Here is a 17,762-nt window from a genome sequence, read left to right as displayed (position 1 = left end):
TGTTGGGACGAAGCAGATTATTCATCCTCAGCGCTGACTCAATCGAACATAGGTGGTTGAGATTAATCCAAGACTTTCACCACAATTTTACCAATGTGATCACCTGCATCCATTGCCAAATGAGCCGCTTGAATCTCATCAAAATTAAAAGTTTTATAAATCATCGGTAGACATTCACCTTTTGCCCATAACGGCGCAACATGTGTCTTTAAATCTTGAGCGATTTTGGCTTTTTCTGCTGTGGTACGTGCACGCATGGTTGAGCCAGTAATGGTTAAACGCTTCATCATGATTTGACCTAATTTTACGCCGTCAGCTTTAGCTCCTCCAAGAAATGCGATATAAACCAAACGCCCATCACGACGTAATACATTCAAGTTTTGGGCTAAATAAGGCGCTCCAACCATATCTAAGACAATATCTACGCCATTTTCTTCCGTCGCTTGCTGAATGACCTGTTCAAAGTCCTCCGTTTTATAATTAATTGCATGCGTCAAATCTTGAATTGCTTTTACTTTCTCATCTGAGCCAACAGTCGCAAAAGTTTTTAAGCCAAATGCTTTACACAACATTAATGCTGTTGTTCCAATCCCACTGGTTCCGCCATGGATTAAAGCCGTTTCCCCCGCTTTAGCTTTGCCCATTTGAAAAATATTCGCCCAAACGGTAAAAAATGTTTCTGGAATTGCAGCAGCTTGAATATGACTCACCCCTGCAGGAATATTAATCAGCTGAGATTCAGGCACCACACAGTATTCCGCATAACCACCACCATTGGTGAGTCCACACACTTGATCCCCCACCTGATAGGCGTTTACCTCAGCCCCTACTGCAACGACTTCCCCTGATACCTCTAACCCAGGTACAGGTGTGACCCCTTTAGGCATTGGATATAAACCTTGGCGCTGTAAAATATCAGGACGGTTAATGCCGAAAGCATGCACTTTCACCAAGACTTCATTGTCTTTAGGTTGCGGAATATCAACCGTTTCATAAGCCAACTTCTCAACGCCGCCTGGTTCAGTAATGATCACGTGTTGCATGCTTTGTGCCATAATCAAATCCTTTATTTACAATACTTTTCATTCATTTCAATCAATTTCATCATAGTTGATCGCATTGATAAAGTCCTGTATTACTTATGTATAAGGATGAAAACGAATCATTATTTTTTGGGGAAAATAATATGCGTTACTTGCTGCAATTTATTTTGCCATGCAGTTTTGCTGCCTTGGTCATCATCTGTTGGACTTTTTTGTTAAGTTTTCCATGGGATTCAGCAGTGATTGCGATGACCTATTTCCAAATTGGGCTGGTATTGTTATTACTTTATATTGAGTATGATGCGAGCAAAGTGGATGGAGCGGCAGGTTGGACTTTATTAGTTTTTTGTTTTTTTGAAATGATATTGTTCGTCGCTTTGGGGATCATTCGTGTCATTGTTGGTGGATGGCAAGTTTTAAATCTTTTATTTTGAGCTTTGCCTCAGACACGAATATTAAAATAACTCAATAATACAAACAATGCTTCGTATTCTTCTGATTTACAACGGAATTGTAACCTTAATGCCTTAGATTTTAAGGTCGTCATGGATCGCACACTCGAGAATTTTTAAAATGAAAAAGCAGACTCTAGTTGTCACACTATCGCTCATGCTCGGTTTAGCAGGATGCTCTGGGGAAGATCAACCTAAATCAACCACACCAAGTGCCCCTGAGCCACCCATACCAATTCAGCCTGAAGATCCAGAACAATCTCTACCACCGGATCTCGAACCTGAAACACCGATCAATGTTCCACAACCAAAAACGTATTTAAATCTGGATTTTACTGAAATTTATTCAATACCTTCTGATTGGAATATCCTGCCTTCAAATCCAGGTAGCATTCAATTTAAAGAAGGTGCCTTACTGATTGATGGTCGCAAAGATTTAATCAAACCCACCACCATCATGTTAAGTTCGGATTTTCAAAAGCTTCGCAACTATAAAATTGAGTTAGAATTCGAATACCTTGAGCGTAATAACGGTACTCGTTGGGGAAGTATTATTTATAGAGCTTCAGAAGTGTTTGCTCAACCTGAATATACACCATATTACCAATTTGCTATTCGTGCAGATGCATCTGCTTATAATGGTCTAGAACTCGCACTTAGACGCTCAAATAACACATGGAATGTCATCAATACATCCAAATTTGAATCAAACATTGCTTTAAATACACCTTATAAGGCTACAGTTGTTGTTCATAATCAACGAGTTCGTCATTACTTGAATGATCAATTGGTTTTTGATGGTGAATTACCCATCAACCTAAACCAAGGTGCCATTGGACTTTCAGCATCAGGATTGCTGATGAAGGTCAACACAATACGGGTGATTGAACAACTTGATGCCCTCCCTACTCAAGATCGGATTACAGATGTCATTGATCACAAATATCCAGTTGCAATGGCGCCCGCTTTAGCACAACCAGCCGACTCATTAACAAATGATAACGCTCATACCGCCACTTATATTGCTTACCAACTTGATGAACAATTATTTTTAAAAGATTTCGACAATAAGACCACGATGCACCTTAGAAGTCTTCTTTCTGATCAAACCAAAAGAACACTTCCTCTTCTGCATATCGACTCTGAAAACACACTGGCTGAATTAAGATCTTTGTCTTCAGATTATGATTTTAGTGATGTCACGCTAGTCTCTGATGATCCATATCTATTAAGAAAAGCGCGTGTGGAGATTCCAGAAATCCGTACAGCATTGGATTGGTCTGAAAAGTACAATTTGATTTCAGATCAAAATAGTGTTGTGAAAATTGCACAGGCAACCAATACATCACTTTCTAAAATTGTGATTTTACCAGCGCATTTGGTTCAGTCTAATGTAGTTGCACACTTGCAACGTTTATTGATCACACCTTGGGCAGGTTTTACCTACAATACTTCTGGACAGACCAGTCCTAAGCTTGATGCCTATCAAGCCGCTGAGATATTAACAACAGGAGTAAATGGCATTTATACGCATCAGCCTGAATTATTTCATTCCATCATGCGCTCAATGGCGCCCAACACCCTACTTCGTAAACCGCTCATTACAGGTCATCGTGGAATTCCATCTCAAGTTGATGAAAATACCCTTGAAGGTATTCTTAAAGCGATAGAAGTTGGCGCTGATGCCGTGGAATATGATGTATATCTGACAAAAGATGACCATGTCGTTTTAATGCATGATAAATCGGTTTTGCGCACAACGGGTATCGCAAAAAATATTGAGAACATGACGCTCGAAGAAGTTCGTAAACTAAAAACGACCGGGCAGCGACTTGCCATACCGACGATGGATGAAGTATTGGCTGCAGTAGTTAAAAAGTACCCACATGTCACCAATTTTATCGAGATTAAGAGTGCAAAACCCGAAATAATTTTAAAAATTAAAGATTTACTTGATAAATATGATGCATATGGTCAAGCCATTGTCATAAGTTTTGATGGGCAACAAATTCTTGAAATGAAGAACACTCTAAAAGGTGTATCAACGGGTTTATTGGTATATCCACCAAAGGAACAAACTACTTTTCTAAACATTCGAAGAATTTTGGAAACAACACGACAATTTTCTTCATCATTCAATCCGAATTATAGTGGTTTGAATCAGGACGTCATGTATCTGGCAAGTTTACGTGGGGTGACCTTCTGGCCTTGGACGTTCCGTTTAATAAAAAATGATTTCTATCGTATGTACATTCAAGGTACACATGGGTTGACCACAGATTATGCGCAAGATGCATCTAATTTTGTGATCAAAATTAAAACTCCACGACAAATAACAGCAACTGTTGGTCAACCTTTACAAATCGCTGGGCAAAAATTAACGCAACTGGGTCAATCTAGTTACCAAAGCTTCAATACGATGCTCGTACTACCAGGCTCTGCAAAATATAGTCTAAATGGTCAATCTGTGAGTTTCAGTGAACGTGGTACAGCCTATGTCATGCCAAGCTACCAATACACCATAGCACCCAATTTCACCTATACCATCTATGCAAAACCCGTGACTGTGACCATTCAATAAGCACATCACATTGATATTTGGAGACCAATTCAGTTCGCTGAGTTGGTTTTTTTCGAAAATCGCATTTTCCCTCATCTTTTCATAAGATTTCAACTGGACTTTTAATGATGTTCACCGCTTAAACACGACAGTATTTAAAACTGATGAATTTCATAAATATTTAATATGTAATATTTTTTTTACTTTATGACAAATCCATAGAATTGTCATTTTATGTACTTAGATTGTGTCTCGCTTAGGGACATACTTTTCGAGTACTTTTTAATGATGAAATTTACAACACTGACGTCAGCAATATTATTAACATTAAGCTTAACGGCTTGCTCCGATGATGATCAAAAAAATGCTGTATCAAATCCAGATCAAACAGAAAATCCTAATCCATCTCCAGAACCTGAAACACCAGAAATTGAAGTTCCTGTACCCAAAATACTTTTTGATGAAAATTTCAATGCTTTAACTGCTATTCCAAACGATTGGACTCAACTTCGTAGCAATCCAGGGAATATTGAAGTTAAAGATGGAGCACTATTCATCAATGGTACGGCGCACGATACACAAATGACGACCATCATGTTGCCAAACGAACTACAGCAACATCGTAATTATCGTATTGATATGGATTTTGCGTTCTTAGAAAATAACAATGGCGGGCGTTGGGGTAGCATCATCTATCGTGCCGCTGATCAATATGCTGATCCAGCTTTTACTCCATACTATCAATTCGCATTTCGGGTTGATGCAACCGCTGCAAGTGGTCTTGAACTTTCTATGCGTCAACCTAACAACACATGGAATGTTTTACAGAAATCTGCATATAAAGAGAATTTTGAGTTAAATAAAACCTACAAAGCAACAGTCATTGTACATGGCCAACGCGTACGCCATTATATTAATGATGAACTCGTACTCGATAGCACGCTACCTTACAATTTAAATCAGGGTGGCATTGGCATTTCTACAGCTGGCGCTTTGATGCGTGTAGATTCAATTAAAGTGACTGAGCAACTTGAAGCCCTACCAGAGTCTAATCGAGTTACAGATCTAATCGATCAGCAATTGCCAGTCTCCATGGCACCAGCACTCGCTCAGCCTGCTGGCGCAACTACACTGAACTCAGCTCCATTAGCAACTCATGTTGCCTATCAACTGGATGAGCAACTCAATCTTCTTAACCAAGATCAAAAGAAAATTACTCATTTAAAAGATTATTTAAATGATTCAACACGACGTCATATTCCGCTATTAACGATCAATTCAGAAAAAACAATCCGAAATTTGAAAACGTTGACAGAAAACTATGATCTCGCTGATATCACCTTGGTGTCGGATCAGCCTGAACTCTTACGTAAAGCTCGTGTTGAAATCCCTGTATTGCGTACAGCACTCGACTATTCAAAACAATCTGGTTTAACCAATAGTAAATCAGATATTGTAAAAATTGCGCATAATACCAATTCTTCTTTATCAAAAATTGTCATTTTACCGCCGCACTTAGTGCAATCAGAAGTCGTATCTCATCTACAACGCTTATTGATTACACCTTGGGCAAGCACACTTCATCCAGATCAAAAAGATGGCATTGATGCATTCAAAGCAGCTGATATTTTAAGCACTGGGATTAATGGGATCTATACAAAACAGCCAGATGTTTTCCAAAACATTATGAAGCAGATGGCACCGAATACCCTGTTAAGAAAACCCCTGATCACAGGCCACCGTGGCATTCCAGCTTTAGAGGATGAAAATACTTTAGAAGGAACAATTAAAGCTATTGAGGTGGGTGCTGACGCAGTTGAATATGATGTTTATCTATCGAAAGATGGTCATGTTTTCCTGATGCATGATGGAACATTAACTCGTACCACAGGTGATAATAGAAATACTGAAGATCTTACCTTAGCTGAAATTCGTCAGTTACGAACGATTCCCAATGGTCGCCCAGTTCCAACCATGGATGAGGTTTTGGCTGCAGTCAAAAAATATCCCCATGTGACCAATTTCATCGAAATTAAAAGTGCTAAGCCTGAAATTGTAGCGAAGATTAAAGAACTTTTAGATAAGCACAATGCCTATGATCAATCGATTGTCATCAGTTTTAATGGTGATCAAATCTTACAGATGAAAAATACCTTACCGGGTGTTTCTACAGGCTTCTTAACGAGTACGCCGAACGCACAAAGCAATATTGTAAACACACGTCGAATATTAGACGCGACTCAAAAATATTCATCTACATTTAACCCGTCTTTTGCAGGATTAAGCAAAGAGTTAATGTCGATGGCGAGTTTACGTGGCATAACTTTCTGGCCTTGGACTTTCCGCACCAATAAAGATGATTTTAATCGTATGTATGTACAAGGAACACATGGCTTAACCACCGATTATGCTCATGAATCTTCTGATTTAGTCGTCAAGATCAATACTCCAGGTCAAATTACTGCGAAAGTGGGACAGACTGTTGTTTTTAGTGGAGAAAAAGTTACTCAAATAGGTAAGGCTTCAGCACAAAACTTTAATTCAATGATTGTTCTGCCTGGTTCTGCCAAATATAGTAAAAATGGTCAGTCGATTACGTTTAGTGAAAAAGGCAAAGCCTATGTCATGCCGAGCTATCAATACACGATTGCTCCGAATTATAGCTACACCCTGTACGGTAAACCCGTGACAGTCACGATTCAGTAAGAAACTTTAAATTTACATGCCCAATTGTTAAGTTTAAAGCTTCAATTGGGCATTTCTTATTTTTTTAAATTTTGAATCACTTCGGGTAAAAAAGAACGGTGAAATCCATCATAGGCTTGATTATTCTCAGCCGGACTTAATGGAAATATACGTGTGCCTTGAGAAGCTGCGCCATCAATCCGTATCGTGACACCCGATATAAATTTAGACGCTTCAGACAATAAATAGACGATCGCTGACGACACCTCAGCTTCTGTTCCCATGCGTTGCAAAGGAACTTTCTCCGCCATACTTGGAATCACTTTTTCAGCCATTTCACCAGTATATGTATCCATACCTGATGACAAAATCCATCCAGGTGCTACGGCATTCACACGAACTCCAGATTTGCCCCATTCGACAGCAGCTGTCTTGGTCAGATTATCAACCCCTGCACGGGCTGCCCCTGAATGTCCCATATTCGGCATACCTCCCCACATATCAGCAGTCATGTTGACAATACTTCCACCATGCTTATTCATCCACTGATTGTAAGCTTCGCGCATAAGATAGAATGTAGCGTGTAGATTGTTTCGAATGACAGCATCAAATCCATTGGCTGAGATTTTTTCTAAATGTGCTGGAAATTGTCCGCCTGCATTATTCACCAAGCCATCAATTCGTCCGAATTTTTTAGTTACTTCGCTAATCATGGCTTTCACTTGTGCTTCATCACGATTATCACAAGCGATGCCATAGGCTCTACCACCATCTTCCATGATTTCAGCAACAACTTTATCGAGTTTTTCTTGGGTACGCCCTGTAATAATCACTTGTGCATCCAATGATGCAAGCTCATGAGCTGTACAACGTCCAATACCAGAACCACCTCCTGTCACAATGATGACCTGATTCTGAAATAAGTTTTCCTTGAATACTGAGTTATATGTCATGCCAATCCTTAGGTTGTAATTTTTATCGACTTGCAAAATTATCCCGATTTTTTAACAGTTGCAAGATCATAGAATTTTATAATTGTTGTTTTAAATGCTAATCAAACCTTTCATTCAAGGGCTATGGTATCGTTTTTACAAAACGCATTAAGATTTTTCTTACCACAGGTAAAAATATTAAGATCAATGGAAATGCGATTAACCAAGACATTGCCCACGTCTTTATCCAGACCGCCCAGATCCCATCAAAAAATCCACGATTCATTACAATATTAATTAAAGAAATTGAACCACTCATCAAACATGACAAAATTAACGGCATCAGCCAATTGAGATGTTTGGGGTGAAATTTTGGGAGTGCTTTATTCATTGTAGCGCCTAATCATTTCATCTCATTTAATTTAGCACCAATGCAATCACTATTCCTATATTTTTCAAGTTTCAAGCACACAAAACTAATCCAATATCGTTAAAATTTTGAACCTTGAGGCATGATTTAATAATTTTTCTTAGTAAATGTATATTAAATAGAATGGATTAGTTTCCATCTTAATCAAGACTCATGAGCAATAAAAAAATATTTAACTTTAAACGATGATTTTATTTTTTAGCTTTTCTACTCTACGAAAATGTTTTAAGTTTTTAGTCCAATTTTACCGTTAATCTCAATTCTTTAGATTCGAAGCATTTTTTTTGCAGTTTTTGCATAGCTTCTCTAGGCATAGGCGCTGTCATCATTTGTTGGTATTCTAAACAAGCTTTACTAGGGTGTTTTTGTTGTATCGGAGCATTAACACATGCCGTTAAGAGCATCAAAAGCAAATACGCTACTATTTTCATCATATCTCGAATTTATCGTTAATGTTCATTCTATCTTAGCTCATTAGGGCTAGTGTGGTCGTTATTGAATTTTAAATAAAAAAACCCGCCATCAGGCGGGCTTTTTTAAATCAGTCAATCTTAAAGACGAACCAATTCCACAATCTTCTCAGCCAATTCTTCAGCAGCTTCTACTTCAAAACTTGCATCCGTACCTGTTGCAGTATCAGTAATGACCACCACTCCAGTTTCACGTAATAATGCAACTTGCTCAGCAGTTAAACCAGCTTTAGCTATCGCGACAACACCTTGTTGGATCAATAAGCTTTCTAATACTTGTGCATTCACAATTGCAGCATTTGATACAGTTACCGCAGCAGGTTTTTGACCCAAACGCGCCGCACGTGCTTCTGATGTTACAGGCTCATTATGTGCAGTCCACTCAACTGCCTCTTCAACCATACCTGCACCAACTGTAACGTTGCTTAAGCGGTCAATAAAGATAAATGAACCTGTGTAACGGCTATCTTGATAACGGTCAAATACGACTGGTGCATCAAATTCAATCGTTACATTCGCAATCGCATTCAGCTCTAAGTTTTCAACTTGAACTTTTTCAAGCGTATTTACGTTTGTACGGAAGTTAATTGCTGTTACCTTAGCAGGAACAGTTTGCGTACCAATCTTCACGTTATATAACTTACCAATCGCAAGCGGTTGGTCAGCCATCCATACAACAGTCGCTTGAACAGAACGAGAAATTGCCGGTACTTCTTGGTCTGCACGTACAAGTACGTTACCACGAGAAATATCAATCTCGTCGTTTAACGTTAATGTCACTGCTTGACCGGCAACTGCACGTTCTAAGTTACCATCAAAAGTAACGATTTCTTTAACTGTAGATGATTTACCTGATGGCAACGCAGTAATCGTATCTCCAACGTTGATATCACCTAGGGCGATCGTACCGCAGAAACCACGGAAATCGAGGTTAGGACGGTTCACATACTGTACAGGGAAGCGGAAGTCAGCTTTAGCTGAAGTACGATTAATCTCTACAGATTCAAGCGTACCCATCAAAGTTTCGCCTGTGTACCAAGGTGTATTTGGTGATTTGTTTACAACGTTATCACCATTTAACGCAGAAATCGGCGTAAAGATGATGTTAGATGGTTTACGATCGCCAAGTTGTGCAACAAAGCCTGCGTATTCTGTTTGAATTTCATTGAAACGAGTTTCAGAGAATTCAACCAAGTCCATTTTGTTGATCGCAACAATAATGTTCTTAATACCAAGTAAGCTTGCAATATACGTATGACGACGTGTTTGCGTCTGAACACCGTAACGCGCATCAATTAAAATGATCGCAAGATCACACGTAGACGCACCTGTAGCCATGTTACGTGTGTATTGTTCATGCCCCGGAGTGTCGGCAATAATGAACTTACGTTTTTCTGTAGAGAAATAACGGTAAGCTACATCAATCGTAATACCTTGTTCACGCTCTGCTTGTAAACCATCTACAAGTAACGCTAAGTCAGGTGCATCACCTGTTGTACCGACTTTTTTAGAATCACGTGTCACTGCTTGCAATTGATCTTCATAAATCAATTTTGAATCGTAAAGTAAACGACCAATTAAAGTTGATTTACCATCATCTACGTTACCGCAAGTCAAAAAGCGTAATAAGTCTTTATTTTCGTGTTGTTTTAAATAACCCAAGATATCTTGGCTAATCAAATCTGATTGATGAGACATGGCTCATAGCTCCACAAATATGTTGAAATCGGTGTATTTGAATCCCCCTCGTTCCCCCTTTGAAAAAGGAGGATGACTCCTCTCTTTTACAAAGAGAGGAGCAACGCTGCTGCGCAAGAGAGATTCTAGAAGTAACCTTCTTGCTTTTTCTTTTCCATCGAGCCGGCTTCATCATGGTCAATCATTCGACCTTGGCGCTCAGAACTCGTTGCAAGCAACATTTCTTGGATAATTTCTGGCAAGGTGTTAGCAGTTGACTCCACCGCACCTGTCAATGGGTAACACCCCAAAGTACGGAAACGAACCGATTTCATTTGTGGAACTTCACCTTCTTTTAAAGGCATACGCTCATCATCCACCATAATTAATGTACCACTACGCTCAACAACAGGTCGTTCTGCCGCTAAATACAATGGAACAAGTGGAATACTTTCTAAGTAAATATATTGCCAAATATCAAGCTCAGTCCAGTTCGACAATGGGAACACACGGATACTTTCGCCTTTATTCACTTTACCATTGTAAAGATTCCAAAGTTCTGGACGTTGGTTTTTAGGATCCCAACGATGTTTATCATCACGGAATGAATACACACGTTCTTTGGCACGTGATTTTTCTTCATCACGGCGAGCACCACCAAATGCAGCATCGAACTTGTATTTATCTAATGCCTGTTTTAAACCCTGAGTTTTCATGATATCAGTATATTTCGAACTACCATGATCAAATGGGTTAATCCCAGCATCCTTACCTTCTTTATTTTGGTGGACGATAAGATCGAAACCGTGTTGCTTAGCCATATTGTCGCGGAAAGCAATCATGTCCTTAAATTTCCAACCTGTATCTACATGTAACAGTGGAAAAGGGAGTTTTGCAGGATAGAATGCTTTAAGCGCTAAATGCAGCATAACTGCCGAGTCCTTACCAATCGAATAAAGCATGACTGGATTTTCGAATTCTGCAGCAACTTCGCGAATGATATGAATACTCTCAGCTTCAAGCTGTTTAAGATGAGTAAGTCTTTCCTCATTTAATGACATGGACAACACCAGCTAGAATATGTGTACTTATGACACTTTTGAAAATTTATATTCATTATAGTGATTTAGACAACGGAGCTTTATCTCGTTTTTTTATATTAATATACTCAAATAGAATATAAGCAAAGAGACAATCTAATTATGATAACAATTACAGGCCTTTCTAATATAAAATACCAAGAATGGTTAGCCCTTTGGTCAGCTTACCTTGAATTCTACAAGACCGAATTGAATCCTCAACAAGCGGCTCTGACTTTCAAACGATTATCTGATGCGTCGCAAACCGATATGTTTGGCTATGCCATTATAAAAAATCAAAATGTCGTCGGAATTGTACATCTCATTTCTCACGCAAGCACTTGGACTACACTCCCTTATTGTTATCTCCAAGATTTGTTTATTGATGCAAATTACAGGAATCAGGGCTTAGCCAGGAAATTAATAGAATTTAGCTATGATGAATGTAAAAATAATTATGATAGAGTGTACTGGCTAACCCATAAAAGCAATGATAACGCTAGACTTTTGTATAATCGTGTTGCAACCGAGACAGGATTCATTCAATATAAAAAATCTCTAAATTAGTTATTTTTATCTCCCATGCTTAGCCTTGAATCTCTTAAACAACATTTAGAGCGAGCTCAAATTGCTGGTCATATTTATCAGCATCATCAAATTCTAGTGTTACAAGAACCGTTTACTGAAAATGGTTCTGCTTTAAATATTTTTGTTCAGCACGAGTTAACTGCTGATCAAATTGGCTTACAGTTTGCTGTTGAACATACTGATCAAAAACTAAAGTTCTTGATTGGCGTTACACATAGCAATCAAGATCATAGAAGTGAAATTAGTATTGGTCATTTAAAAGGCAATCAAAAAGCTTTTAATTTGTGCTACGCCTTTTACAATTATCCAAAACACTTTTTTGTAGTTGAAACAGATTTATATGCGAACGCTGAGCAATTTAAAGACTGCTTAGAAAAGCAATTATTCAGTCAGCCTGAGCTTAGTTTTTTAGACACAGCCACTAAAGTAAATCCAATGGGACAGAATTACCCATGGATGAAGGATTATATCGCGCAACTTAGCTTAGAAATGAAAGTTCGGATACAAACAAGTCTCATATAAAAAAAGCCACCTTTTTAGGTGGCTTTTTCAAATGCTAATCTCAGAATATTAACGTCCCAGTTTTTTGACATCTAAAGGTATTTCAATACCAACAGAAGCACCTGCATCATTACCATGACGATCTGAATCTGCAATCCAACCATTAATCTTTAATGGCAAATTCGGCTTCACAAAATGCGTCCAAGTTAAATCTAATGCTTGGATATCATCTTCCTCAGAAAATGCAGCATTGGTATCTCGATTTGATTGATTTACTTTTGCAAATAATACGCGACCTGAAAGTCTATTCATGGCATCAAAACGAATATTTCCACCCAAAGAAATCATCTCACCATCTCCTCCAATCGCATGTGCAAGAGGATAGCCATGTTGATAATATCCATCTGTATAAACACTGTGATTATAAGATATTCCTTGGGCCTTCCCATTTGTAGTGGTGTCTACCCACTCAGCATAAACCTGATAAGGCATTTTTTTTAAAGATGAAGAATAATCCACCCCAGCCTGATACATTTTCTTAGCAGGTAAGCCACCTGCTTCATCTTCCCCCACGTATTGAGCATAGACGCCGATTGGCTGGTTCAATAAATAGCTTAGATTCAAACGCGCATCAAATCCAGCAATCTGGTTAGATGGATTAACAGTATCCCCGTAAACATTATCTTTACCAATCCAAGCATCCCAGAGAGTTCCTAAATCCTCAGGGCGACCTTCACCACCCCATTGAATAATGCGTGATGCACCGAACTCTAAATAAGGTAGTGGTTGTGCGGTCAAACGTAAACCAATAATTTTAGCATCAGGAACTGCTTTATAATCATCTACCTGGCCGCCAAAAGCTTGGTATTGCCAAGGCCCGATCCATGAGAGCCATTTATGATCAAAAGCAGACTGTTCAGCACGCTGTAGAGTGAAACCATATACTGGTCGACTTGCATCTCCACGTATCAAACTACCATCGTGTCCAGGTCCCCAGTAGGTTGGAATATGACCAGCAATGAGCCATTGATTCCAAAGTTTACCCGCAAGATATGAGCCTTCTAGGTTAACGTCTTGCCCATTGTCTATCTGAGGGTCTTTTTCACCTCTAACTTTGAGCTTCGCATCCCAATTTTGCCCCCCAAGATTTAACTCTGCACCAAGCGCATATTGTGCTTTTTGATGATCGGCAAAAGATTGTGGGATTTTCTTTTGATCACTCTCCGCGAAAGCATCAACTTTTAATGTTTCATTTTGCTGCTTAATCGCTCTTTCGACTTCCTGAATAACCTTTTGTTGTTCAATGGAGTTAATTTTAGCATTGGAGAGGGCACGTTGGACTTCATCACCACTTAGCGGCCATGTCGAGGTGCTTATTTGAATCACACCTTGTTGATTCAGCCAATTTAAATCATCTCTCAGGTTTTCATCGTTGAGGAGAATACCATTGGCAAACACCAGTGGACTAGAAAATAGTAAGCTCGATGATAGGATTTTTATAAGTCTATTCGGGTTCATCACAAATCAATTTAGGATTATATCTTATTGATTATTTGAATTTTTAATTTATAAATCCATTAACTTTACATTAAGCATTTAATTAGATACATTTAATAACATTGTATAAATATTTTGATAAACATACAGCTGGTTAAACAGATTAGCCTTAATGATAATTTTCTATATTTTTTATCACCTTAATTAAATATTTTGTGATTAAAACCTCAAAATGCACTCACACTAAAAAACATTTAAATTTAATTTTATGTTAAGAAAAATTAAAAAAGCCCTTCAAAGAAGGGCTTTTTTAATTTCGCTATTACGCATTTTTGTGACGCATATGTGGGAATAAGATCACATCGCGAATACTTGGCGCATTGGCAAATAGCATTACCAGACGATCAATACCAATCCCTTCACCTGCTGTAGGAGGTAATCCATATTCAAGCGCCTCAACGAAGTCGGCATCATAGTGCATTGCTTCATCATCACCCGCATCTTTTTCAGCTACCTGTGCTTGGAAACGCTCAGCCTGGTCAATTGGGTCATTTAACTCTGAGAAGCCATTTGCAAGCTCACGACCACCAATGAAGAATTCAAAACGGTCAGTAATGTGCGGGTTGTCATCGTTACGACGTGCCAATGGAGAGGTTTCCGCAGGATATTCAGTAATGAAGGTCGGTTGACGAAGTTTCGTTTCAACAGTTTCCTCAAATACAATCGTTTGAAGCTTACCTAGACCAAAACCTGGCTTCACTTGCTCTTTAAGTTCATTCTTAACAAACTCAGCTAAGAACTCGCGATCATTTACATTTTCAGGTGTAAATTGTGGGTTATGTTCAAGAATTGCATCAAACATTGAGATTTTCTTGAATGGACCTTTGAAGCTATACACTTCTTCGCCATAAGGTACATCTGTCGAACCTAAGATATCAATTGCTAGTTTTTCTAACATTTGCTCTGTCAGTTCCATCAAGTCTTTGTAGTCTGCATAAGCTTGGTAGAATTCGATCATGGTGAATTCTGGGTTGTGACGTGTAGACACACCTTCATTACGAAAGTTACGGTTAATCTCAAACACACGTTCAAAACCACCTACAACCAAACGCTTTAAGTAAAGTTCTGGTGCAATACGTAAGAATAATGGCATGTCTAAGGCATTGTGATGCGTTTCAAATGGACGCGCAGAAGCACCACCTGGAATCACATGCATCATTGGCGTTTCAACTTCCATATAACGTTTTTCAGTCAAGAAGTTACGAATACCAGCAACTACTTTTGCTCGAATTTCAAAAGTCTTACGCGTTTCTTCGTTCACGATCAAATCAAGATAACGTTTACGATATTTTACTTCTGTATCTGTTAAACCGTGGAACTTGTCTGGAAGAGGACGGAGTGATTTAGTGAGGAGTTCAAAATGTTCAATATGCACATAAAGATCACCTTTGCCTGAACGTCCAATGTAACCTTCAACGGCAATAATATCACCTAGGTCTAAACCTTTAATGGTGTCAAGTGTTTCAGCAGAAAGTTCTTTACGTGCAACATAAAGCTGAATACGGCCGGTCATGTCTTGGATCACCATGAACGAACCGCGGTTCAACATCAACCGACCCGCAACTTTGACATAAACTTTTTCACTGCCTTCAATTTCTTCTTTTGATTTATCAGCAAACTGATCCTGAAGGTCTTGTGCATAATGTTCACGCTTAAACGTGTTTGGCCAAGGGCTCGTACCCTGCTCTTGAGCCTTATCTTGAATCTGTTTTAACTTGGCATGACGCTGTGCGATTAAATCGTTTTCGGAAATGGCTTGTTCAGAAGTCGATTGAGCGTTTTGTTGCGTCATCTCTGCCTCGTAATTTTATTTAAAAAAGAAGTTGCATAGCATAGCAGAATTCAAAGTACTTGAGCATTAGAAAAAATAATCAGCCATTTGAAAAACGCTTAATTTCATCCACTAAAGTCTAGGTCTGAACATTTCTTAGACCAAAAGCTAAGTTGTACTTTGAATACAGCACTCTACAATCATCCTATAAATTGTGGAAAAGTATACTTTCAACAATCATAAAAAATAGAATGGATTTAATGATGACTTATGAACACTCAAGAGCCTAAAGTATTGTTTATGCATGGATTAGATTCTTCAAGAGAATCTACCAAGTTTCAGGCAATTCTTTCTAAAAATAAATATTGCATTAATGTTGATTATCGAAATTTAAAATACGCTGCTGTTGAACGTTTTTATATCGATATGATCGAGAAAATTAAACCAGACATTTTAGTAGGACATAGTCTAGGTGGTTACTGGGCATTAAAGATGTCAAATCGATTTCAACTTCCTGCTGTGATTGCAAATCCGAGCCTAATGCCATCTTTCGATCCAGATTATCCAGCGATTACAATTGAGGAGCTTCAATCCAAAACCTCATCTCAAATCGCTTATATCGAACTTGGTGATGAACTGATTGATATGCATAGTACCTCTGACTTATTAGAGCCATACATGTACGTTGAAAGTATTATTGGTGGCCGTCATCAACTGGAAAACCCTGATCGCCTGAATTACCTGATCGGATTAGTCAGCCACTCAAATCATCAATCACATTAAAAAAGCCTTGTGAATCACAAGGCTTTTCGACTTAAATTTGAGGTTTTGATTTATCGTCCAAAACTGACCAAATATTCATTCCTAAATCCGCGTGTAAGTCTGGTAAATCAAGGAAAATACTCGCCCCTAAAACAGTGTGCTGACATTTATCCATCAATTGCTTAACTGCTTTTAATGTACCACCTGTGGCCAATACATCATCAACAATAATCACTTTTTGAGCCTGTACATCCGCAGACATTTCTAAACGGTCCATGCCATACTCAAGGCTATAACCCACACCAATCACTGGTGGTGGTAATTTTCCAGCTTTACGAACCAACAACAAACCCTTGCCAGTACGTTGCGCCAACAAACTCGCCAAAACAAACCCACGTGCTTCAACAGCAACGAAACTCTCTACTTCTGCCAATTGTTCCGCAGGAATACTTTCGATTAAGGCATCAGTTAAAGGTGCAATGCTCTGCATGAACAAAGGAGTTAAATCAAAGAAACAAATTCCTGGTTTGGGAAAATCTTGGACCGTACGAATGTGTGACCACAATGATGTAGTCAAAGAATTAGACATAGGAGATAAAAATTAGACAAAAGAATGCGTAAATTTTAACGAATTATTGACAAAAAATATAGCAAACATGAGCTAAAAAAAAATACCAACCAATATAACTTATTGATTTTTAATAAACCATTTTTTAATTAAATGACAAGTATAAAACACAAACAGTATAAATTTTATATGAATAGCTGGTAAATCAATACGCGACAAAAGTCTGACAATTTTTTTAAATCATAATACATATAATTTTGTCAAATATTTCAAAGATTTAATGCTCAGCCCTATCATGCATTAGCATAATTAGCATGCGTTTTGTCCTAATCTGCCATTCAGCTTCTCTTTTAGTCAGCTAAACTCCGTTATTTACTTTACTTTCCACCTCGAACTGCGTAAAAATTTGCTTGAATATGAACGATAAAAATTCATATCAATTGAGTCTAGGTGTGAGAAAGATTTTGGCTGACACCAATAAATGGAATTGTCAGTATTTTTGGAGAATCAAATGAAAAAATATCAATGCATCGTTTGTGGATGGATTTATGACGAAGCAGAAGGCTGGCCACAAGATGGCATTGCTGCAGGCACTAAATGGGAAGATATTCCAGATGATTGGACTTGCCCAGATTGCGGCGTATCAAAAGCAGATTTTGAAATGATTGAAATCTAATACAGATTTCC

Annotated in this window: 15 protein-coding genes; 7 read left to right on the top strand and 8 right to left on the bottom strand. The window is 38.4% G+C overall.

Annotated features, from left to right (window positions below):
- Positions 1 to 62: 62 nt before the first annotated feature.
- Positions 63 to 1,055, bottom strand: coding sequence for an NAD(P)H-quinone oxidoreductase (locus tag AC1M9H_RS05390; RefSeq protein WP_481593898.1), 993 nt, complete (start codon positions 1,053 to 1,055; stop codon positions 63 to 65).
- Between the two features lie 131 nt (positions 1,056 to 1,186).
- Between AC1M9H_RS05390 and AC1M9H_RS05385 the strand changes: the two genes are divergently transcribed.
- The 3 genes from AC1M9H_RS05385 to AC1M9H_RS05375 all read left to right on the top strand — a co-directional run bounded on the left by AC1M9H_RS05385 (position 1,187) and on the right by AC1M9H_RS05375 (position 6,761).
- Positions 1,187 to 1,477, top strand: coding sequence for a hypothetical protein (locus tag AC1M9H_RS05385; RefSeq protein WP_481612925.1), 291 nt, complete (start codon positions 1,187 to 1,189; stop codon positions 1,475 to 1,477).
- Positions 1,478 to 1,616: 139 nt separating this feature from the next.
- Positions 1,617 to 4,076 (top strand): glycerophosphodiester phosphodiesterase family protein, encoded by a 2,460-nt coding sequence (locus tag AC1M9H_RS05380; protein ID WP_481612924.1) that lies wholly within the window; start codon positions 1,617 to 1,619, stop codon positions 4,074 to 4,076.
- A gap of 264 nt (positions 4,077 to 4,340) precedes the next feature.
- Positions 4,341 to 6,761 carry a glycerophosphodiester phosphodiesterase family protein gene (locus tag AC1M9H_RS05375; RefSeq protein ID WP_481612923.1) on the top strand — a complete coding sequence of 807 codons (2,421 nt, stop codon included), beginning with the start codon at positions 4,341 to 4,343 and terminating at the stop codon, positions 6,759 to 6,761.
- A gap of 56 nt (positions 6,762 to 6,817) precedes the next feature.
- Here AC1M9H_RS05375 and AC1M9H_RS05370 read toward each other — a convergent pair whose 3' ends face one another.
- The 4 genes from AC1M9H_RS05370 to cysD all read right to left on the bottom strand — a co-directional run bounded on the left by AC1M9H_RS05370 (position 6,818) and on the right by cysD (position 11,310).
- Positions 6,818 to 7,693 carry an SDR family oxidoreductase gene (locus AC1M9H_RS05370; RefSeq protein WP_092766872.1) on the bottom strand — a complete coding sequence of 292 codons (876 nt, stop codon included), beginning with the start codon at positions 7,691 to 7,693 and terminating at the stop codon, positions 6,818 to 6,820.
- A gap of 121 nt (positions 7,694 to 7,814) precedes the next feature.
- Positions 7,815 to 8,063: a DUF2798 domain-containing protein gene (locus AC1M9H_RS05365; RefSeq protein ID WP_035266689.1), complete on the bottom strand. Its 249-nt coding sequence runs from the start codon at positions 8,061 to 8,063 to the stop codon at positions 7,815 to 7,817.
- A 590-nt stretch (positions 8,064 to 8,653) separates the two neighbouring features.
- Positions 8,654 to 10,270, bottom strand: coding sequence for a sulfate adenylyltransferase subunit CysN (gene cysN, locus AC1M9H_RS05360; protein WP_481591941.1), 1,617 nt, complete (start codon positions 10,268 to 10,270; stop codon positions 8,654 to 8,656).
- A gap of 125 nt (positions 10,271 to 10,395) precedes the next feature.
- Positions 10,396 to 11,310, bottom strand: a complete 915-nt coding sequence (gene cysD / locus AC1M9H_RS05355; RefSeq protein ID WP_035266686.1) for a sulfate adenylyltransferase subunit CysD — start codon at positions 11,308 to 11,310, stop codon at positions 10,396 to 10,398.
- Positions 11,311 to 11,451: 141 nt separating this feature from the next.
- Here cysD and AC1M9H_RS05350 point away from each other — a divergent pair, with 141 nt between their 5' ends.
- Entirely contained in the window at positions 11,452 to 11,895 is a 444-nt protein-coding gene (locus AC1M9H_RS05350; RefSeq protein ID WP_481591940.1) for a GNAT family N-acetyltransferase, read from the top strand.
- 15 nt (positions 11,896 to 11,910) lie between these two features.
- A complete protein-coding gene (locus AC1M9H_RS05345; RefSeq protein ID WP_481591939.1) occupies positions 11,911 to 12,438 on the top strand; it encodes a hypothetical protein in 528 nt (175 codons plus the stop codon).
- 48 nt (positions 12,439 to 12,486) lie between these two features.
- Here the strand turns inward: AC1M9H_RS05345 and AC1M9H_RS05340 are convergent, their stop codons facing one another.
- Both AC1M9H_RS05340 and lysS read right to left on the bottom strand, forming a co-directional pair.
- On the bottom strand, positions 12,487 to 13,935 hold the full coding sequence (locus AC1M9H_RS05340) for a capsule assembly Wzi family protein (protein WP_481612922.1): 1,449 nt from the start codon (positions 13,933 to 13,935) through the stop codon (positions 12,487 to 12,489).
- Positions 13,936 to 14,236: 301 nt separating this feature from the next.
- Positions 14,237 to 15,766 carry a lysine--tRNA ligase gene (gene lysS, locus AC1M9H_RS05335; protein WP_481612921.1) on the bottom strand — a complete coding sequence of 510 codons (1,530 nt, stop codon included), beginning with the start codon at positions 15,764 to 15,766 and terminating at the stop codon, positions 14,237 to 14,239.
- A gap of 249 nt (positions 15,767 to 16,015) precedes the next feature.
- Here lysS and AC1M9H_RS05330 point away from each other — a divergent pair, with 249 nt between their 5' ends.
- Positions 16,016 to 16,528 (top strand): YqiA/YcfP family alpha/beta fold hydrolase, encoded by a 513-nt coding sequence (locus tag AC1M9H_RS05330; protein WP_179997703.1) that lies wholly within the window; start codon positions 16,016 to 16,018, stop codon positions 16,526 to 16,528.
- 31 nt (positions 16,529 to 16,559) lie between these two features.
- On the opposite strand, the gene AC1M9H_RS05325 is transcribed toward AC1M9H_RS05330, so the two are convergent.
- On the bottom strand, positions 16,560 to 17,096 hold the full coding sequence (locus AC1M9H_RS05325; RefSeq protein WP_481612920.1) for an adenine phosphoribosyltransferase: 537 nt from the start codon (positions 17,094 to 17,096) through the stop codon (positions 16,560 to 16,562).
- A 490-nt stretch (positions 17,097 to 17,586) separates the two neighbouring features.
- Here AC1M9H_RS05325 and rubA point away from each other — a divergent pair, with 490 nt between their 5' ends.
- A complete protein-coding gene (gene rubA / locus AC1M9H_RS05320) occupies positions 17,587 to 17,751 on the top strand; it encodes a rubredoxin RubA (RefSeq protein WP_000760495.1) in 165 nt (54 codons plus the stop codon).
- The last annotated feature ends 11 nt before the right edge of the window (positions 17,752 to 17,762 follow it).

The sequence above is a fragment of the Acinetobacter sp. ANC_7512 genome, from assembly GCF_056779935.1.
This window is presented reverse-complemented; position numbering and strand designations above follow the sequence as displayed.